The sequence below is a fragment of the Mycobacterium nebraskense genome (assembly GCF_002102255.1).
Lineage (GTDB): Bacteria > Actinomycetota > Actinomycetes > Mycobacteriales > Mycobacteriaceae > Mycobacterium > Mycobacterium nebraskense.
In genome coordinates this window covers 1-5,332 of the sequence record NZ_LQPH01000130.1, presented here as the reverse complement: position 1 = coordinate 5,332, position 5,332 = coordinate 1, and the positions used below count along the sequence as shown (strand labels likewise).

The following is a 5,332-nucleotide window of genomic DNA, read 5'->3' as shown; positions in this document are numbered from 1 at the left end:
GGGGAAATGCAGGTACATCGCCGCCGGCCGCGCCCGCACAGCCGCCGGTGACGATGTACCTGCATTTCCCGTTCGTCACGGTGCCGATTCCCATCACCCCACCGCCGCCGCCGGCTCCCCCGCCGGGGCCGTAGGGACGTGGCGCCCGACCGCGACTGCGCGCACACTGGGCGGTGACGGCATGAGCGGCGAGGAGGTCCGCGTGGGCGAATACGGTGCGTTCGGGTTTGATCCCGACGAATTCGATCGAATGATCCGCGAGGGCAGCGAGGGACTGCGCGACGTGTTCGAGCGGGTGAGCAAGTTTGTCGCGGCTCCCGGAGCCCGGCCCGGGTGGTCGACGTTCTTCGAAGACCTGTCGCGGCGCCCCCGCCCGGAGCCCGAGACCGCCGGTGAGGCGGGAGACGGCGTCTGGGCCATCTACACGGTGGACGTCGACGGCGGCGCGCACGTCGAACAGGTTTATGCGACAGAGCTCGACGCGCTGCGCGCCAACAAGGACAACGTCGACCCCAAGCGCAAGGTGCGGTTCCTGCCGTACGGCATCGCGGTCAGCGTCCTCGACGACGATTCGCCCGACGACGAATCCGGCGAGCCGTCGTAACGACGTCGCCGGCCTCAGCCCTGCTGGACGGCGTTCGAACCACCGGAGTTGCTGACCTTCGGCGTGCCCGAGTGGTAGGTGACCTTGTTGTTGAAGCCGGAGGCTTCGATGCTGTCGACGGCGTCGACGGTGATCTCGTTCTGCACGCCCGACACGGTGATGCTTGTGCAGTGGCCGCTGATCACCACGGTGTTCGACACCCCGCTGACGCTGACGATGTTGTCGTTGCAGGCGATCTCGCGGTTCTCGCCGATCCCGGAGACGCTGAGCTTGGAGCCCCGCGGCGGGGCCGGTGACGTCGACGGCGTGGTCGTTCTGGTCCGGGTGGTCGACGGGGCGGGGCTGCTCGTGCTGCTCGACGGCGGACCGAACGGTCCGGAGATCGTCGGCGGGGAGCTGATGATGGAGCGGACACCGGAGAGCTGGTGTGCCGCGAACGCGGCGATGCCCGCCGCGAGCGCCACCACGCCGACGACGGTGATGGTGCCCAGGATCCACCACATGCGGTTGCCTGAGGGGCGTTGCGGGGGTGGTCCGGGAAATGGACCGCCATAGGACCACGGAGCCGGTGGCGGGGTCAGTGGCGGGCCGGGCGGGTAAGCCTGGCCGGTGGGCTGCGCGCTACCCACTTCGGACGCCCGCGCCGTCTCGGCGAGCGGGCGCTCGAGTTCCCGGATCCGATCCTCGGGGTCGTCGTTTGCTGCCATGGGATGAATATGCCATTCGCGTGGGTGATTTCGGCCGGTTCGGTAGTTTCTGCATCGTGCCCGAGTTGCCGAACCGTCAGGTCCTCCTTCGTCGCCGCCCCACCGGGCTTGTCCAGCCCGGTGACACGGAGCTGGTCACGACGACGGCGCCCGAACCCGCGGAGGGGGAGGCGCTGCTGCGCACCACCTACGTCGGGATCGACGCCGCCGCCCGCACGTGGCTCGATGACCAGCCCAGCTACCTTCCGCCGGTGCAGCTGGGCGAGGTCATCCGCGCGGCCGGGATCGGCGAGGTGGTCGCGTCGCGCTGCGACGCCTACGCCGTCGGCGACGTCGTCACCACGCTGACCGGCTTCTCCGAGTACGCGATCATTCGCGACGACCTGTTCAGCACGCCTATCCCGGGCGAGGACGACCAGCTGGCGATCATGTCGGTGTACGGGCCGACCGGCGCCACCGCCTATTTCGGGATGACCGACATCGGCCGGCCGAAGGCCGGGGAGACGGTCGTGGTCTCGGCGGCCGCGGGTGCCACCGGATCCATCGCCGGACAGATCGCCAAGATCGCCGGCGCCCGCGTGGTGGGCATCGCGGGCGGGCCGGAGAAGTGCCGGGCGGTGGTCGAGGACTTCGGGTTCGACGCGTGCATCGACTACAAGAACGACGACATCGTGGCGGCGCTCAAGCGGCATTGCCCGCAACGCGTCGACGTGTACTTCGACAACGTCGGCGGGCCGATCCTCGACGCGGTGCTGGGCCGCTTGGCCCCGCACGCCCGGGTCGTCCTGTGCGGCGTCATTTCCAGTTACCTGACCGGCGAGCATCCCGGGCCGGCCAACTATGTGAACCTGCTGTCGAAGACCGCGTTGATGCAGGGCTTCAACGCCCTGGACCAGTGGGGGCGCTTCGACGAGGTGTTCGCCGCGTTGCGGCACTGGGAGGCGGAGGGCCGGCTCAAGCACCGGGAGACCATCTTCGACGGCATCGAGTCGTGTGTCGACGCTCTCAACGGCCTGTTCACCGGGGTCAACATCGGCAAGACGCTGGTCAAGCTCGGTGAACCGGCTTCCCGTTGAGCGCCTTCGGACTTAGCACGCAGAAACATGGCGCCACGGGCCGGGTGTGGGATGCGTGGCACCCCGGCGCGTGGTTTCATAACACCGTTTGCGAAAGTTGCCTAGGGGTATCGGGCTAGTTCGGAACACGGCTTTCACGATTGGGGTTGTAGATGGACCGTCGCAGCATGATGTTGATGTCGGGGCTCGGCATGCTCGGGGCCGCGATGCGCTTGCCGGGTGCCTGGGCCACCCCGTCGGCGCCGGAGGCGCCTCCGGCGGCCGGGCCCGGCGGCCCGTACATCTTTGCCGACGAGTTCGACGGGCCTGCGGGCTCTGCTCCGGATCCGGGCAAGTGGACGATCCAGACCTGGCAGGACGACGTGTATCCGCCGGTGGTGGGGATCTATCGCGACGACCGCCAAAACGTGTTCCAGGACGGGCACTCCAACCTCGTCCTGTGCGCCACCCACGATCTGCTGAGCAACACCTATTACAGCGGCAAGCTGCGCGGCAACTTCCGCAGCATGATCAACCAGACCTGGGAAGCGCGGATCAAGCTGGACTGCCTCTTCACCGGCCTGTGGCCGTCGTTCTGGGGCGTCAACGAGGATCCACTGCCCGATGGCGAGGTGGACATCTTCGAGTGGTACGGCAACGGCCAGTGGGCCCCGGGCACCACCGTCCACGCGGCGTCCAACGGGAAGACCTGGGAAGGGAAATCGATTCCCGGATTGGTCGACGGCAACTGGCACACCTGGCGAATGCATTGGGGCGAGGAGGGATTCGAATTCTCGCGGGACGGGGCAGAGTACTTCAAGGTCCCCAACAAGCCCATCCACGTCGCCGGCGGCGCCCCCGACGACTTCCGTTGGCCGTTCAACAATCCCGGCTACTGGATGACGCCCATGTTCACGCTCGCCGTCGGCGGGGTGGGCGCGGGCGACCCTGCGGCGGGCGTCTTCCCGGCCTCGATGCTGGTCGACTACATCCGTATCTGGTGACTATCGCTCCGCTTTGAGCACCTGCACCAGGTTGAACTGCCAGCGCTCGACGAGCCGGAAGCCCAAGTCGTGTGGCACCGCGAAGGCGGGGGTCACCCCGTAGCGCGGGCCGGGCGGGATCGCCGGGCCCTGCTCGTGCGCCGGTTGTGACGCGTCGGCCTGGGTGATGATCCACACCACACCGCAGTGGCCCAACGGTTGCGCGACGACCTCGGGGATGAGATTGGTGTCGAAGACGTCGTTGCGGTCGGTCGCGCGCTGCCACAGGGTGAGGTCGACCAGTTTGCGATAGGCATCCGGGCGCGCCGCCATCAACGGACGCATCGGGGCGGGCATGAACGTCACCGTGTCGTTCACCAGCAGGCAATCGCCCGGCGTCGCCTGGGCGGTGATCAGATCGGCCACCTGGCTGTAGTCCATCCCGTACTTGGCATACGGATTGCGCTGCGCCAGAAGGTAATTCGGAGCGGCAGCGACGGCGAAAAGGGTGACGAGGCCCGCAGTCAGCCAGGGCCGGGTGGTCACCGCGGCGGCGCAGACGCCGAGGATCAGCGCCATTCCCGGCGCCGTGAACGACATGTAGCGCGGGGTGTAGATCGAGTGCACCAGCGCCGAGTAGATCAGGATGGCCGCGGTCGGTAGGGCGAGCCACGCGGTCGCGAGGGCCAGCAGTTGCCCGTCGGCCCGCGCCAAGGGCGCGGACCTGCTGAGCCACAACGCCATAGCCGCCGCGATCACCAGCGCCGACAGCACGGCGAACGGCGGACTGCGCTCGAAATACTGTTGCACCACCACGTCTTCGAGCGTCCGGCGACCGATCGGGGCGATCCAGGCTATCTGATGCGCCTGCCCGGCGACCGTCACCAGGAACGGCACCATGGCGGCGACCCCCACGGCCGCCGCGACGGCGAACCGTAGCACAACCATTCGCGTGCAACGGGATACGACGACGAGCGTCAAGTGCGCGGCGACCAACAGCGTGAGATAGACGTCGAGCGTGATCGACGCGGCCAGGGCGACGGCGTAGGCCGCCCACAGCCAACCGGTGTCGCGGCGCGCGGCGCGCACCAGCAACACCGTCAGCCACACGGCGGCCATCATCGACAGCGCATAGGGGCGGGCCTCGATGCCCGCCCACGTCGTCCGGGGCAGAACCGCGCAGAAGACGCCGGAGGCCACCGCGACGGTGCGCGACGAGAATTGCTTGCCCAGCACCACTATTCCGGCGGCGGCGCCCCCGATGGCCAGCCCACTCGGCACCCGCGACGAGAACTCGGTGGGCGGGAAGACCTGAAACCAGGCGTGCATGACCAGGTAGTAGAGGCCGTGCACGGCGTCGACATTGGCCAGCATCCGCGCCAACTGGGCAAGGGAACGACTGTATGCGGCCGAAATGGTGGCGGCCTCGTCGTACCAGAACGAGGGGCGGCCCGCGCCGCCCAGGCTCACCGCGACGGCAAGCACCCCGACGAGCAGCGGGTCTAGCGCGGCCGTCGGGCGGCGAAGCGGGTTCCGCACGTCGCTATGGTGCCAGAACCGGACCTCGGACCCCTCGAGCGCCGCCGCAGGTCGACTACCTTCGGGTCTAGTTGAGCAACCAGACGTGCCAGAAGCCGTCGGAGCCCTGGCGGCAGTCCCAATGGGTGTACAGGTGGTCGTTGTGCGTGATCTCGACGTTCGGGGCGTCCGCCTCGCAACCGGCCAGGCTCGAGTAGTTGCCTTCGACCTCTATTTCGTCGGCACTCGCGACGCCCACCCCGGTGGTGAGCAGCCCGGCCAACGCCAATAGGCCAGCGGCGCAAGCCATCTTCATCTCCGACCTCCCCTTGGTAGCTGAGCCGACTATATCGACCGGCCCGCGCGGGGGATCGAAAATGAGCAACTCCCTGTTGCCTCATTTCAAGATGCGCGCGAAGGCGGATTCGTTGCCTCACGTAAACGTGCGCGCTTGTTTGTTGGTGG

General features: G+C 68.0%; 6 protein-coding genes. 3 read left to right on the top strand and 3 right to left on the bottom strand.

Features of this window, described 5'->3' with window-relative positions; genetic code table 11:
- The first annotated feature begins 202 nt into the window (after positions 1-202).
- Positions 203-604, top strand: coding sequence for a hypothetical protein (locus tag AWC17_RS17570; protein ID WP_046186473.1), 402 nt, complete (start codon positions 203-205; stop codon positions 602-604).
- A 14-nt stretch (positions 605-618) separates the two neighbouring features.
- Here the strand turns inward: AWC17_RS17570 and AWC17_RS17565 are convergent, their stop codons facing one another.
- Positions 619-1,311 carry a DUF3060 domain-containing protein gene (locus tag AWC17_RS17565; RefSeq protein ID WP_046186469.1) on the bottom strand — a complete coding sequence of 231 codons (693 nt, stop codon included), beginning with the start codon at positions 1,309-1,311 and terminating at the stop codon, positions 619-621.
- A gap of 56 nt (positions 1,312-1,367) precedes the next feature.
- On the opposite strand from AWC17_RS17565, the gene AWC17_RS17560 reads away from it, so the two are divergent.
- Positions 1,368-2,387, top strand: a complete 1,020-nt coding sequence (locus AWC17_RS17560) for an NADP-dependent oxidoreductase (RefSeq protein ID WP_046186474.1) — start codon at positions 1,368-1,370, stop codon at positions 2,385-2,387.
- A gap of 152 nt (positions 2,388-2,539) precedes the next feature.
- On the top strand, positions 2,540-3,370 hold the full coding sequence (locus AWC17_RS17555; RefSeq protein ID WP_046186470.1) for a glycoside hydrolase family 16 protein: 831 nt from the start codon (positions 2,540-2,542) through the stop codon (positions 3,368-3,370).
- On the opposite strand, the gene AWC17_RS17550 is transcribed toward AWC17_RS17555, so the two are convergent.
- Positions 3,371-4,888, bottom strand: coding sequence for a glycosyltransferase family 39 protein (locus AWC17_RS17550; RefSeq protein ID WP_046186471.1), 1,518 nt, complete (start codon positions 4,886-4,888; stop codon positions 3,371-3,373).
- A gap of 67 nt (positions 4,889-4,955) precedes the next feature.
- On the bottom strand, positions 4,956-5,183 hold the full coding sequence (locus AWC17_RS17545; RefSeq protein ID WP_046186472.1) for a hypothetical protein: 228 nt from the start codon (positions 5,181-5,183) through the stop codon (positions 4,956-4,958).
- Positions 5,184-5,332 lie beyond the last annotated feature (149 nt).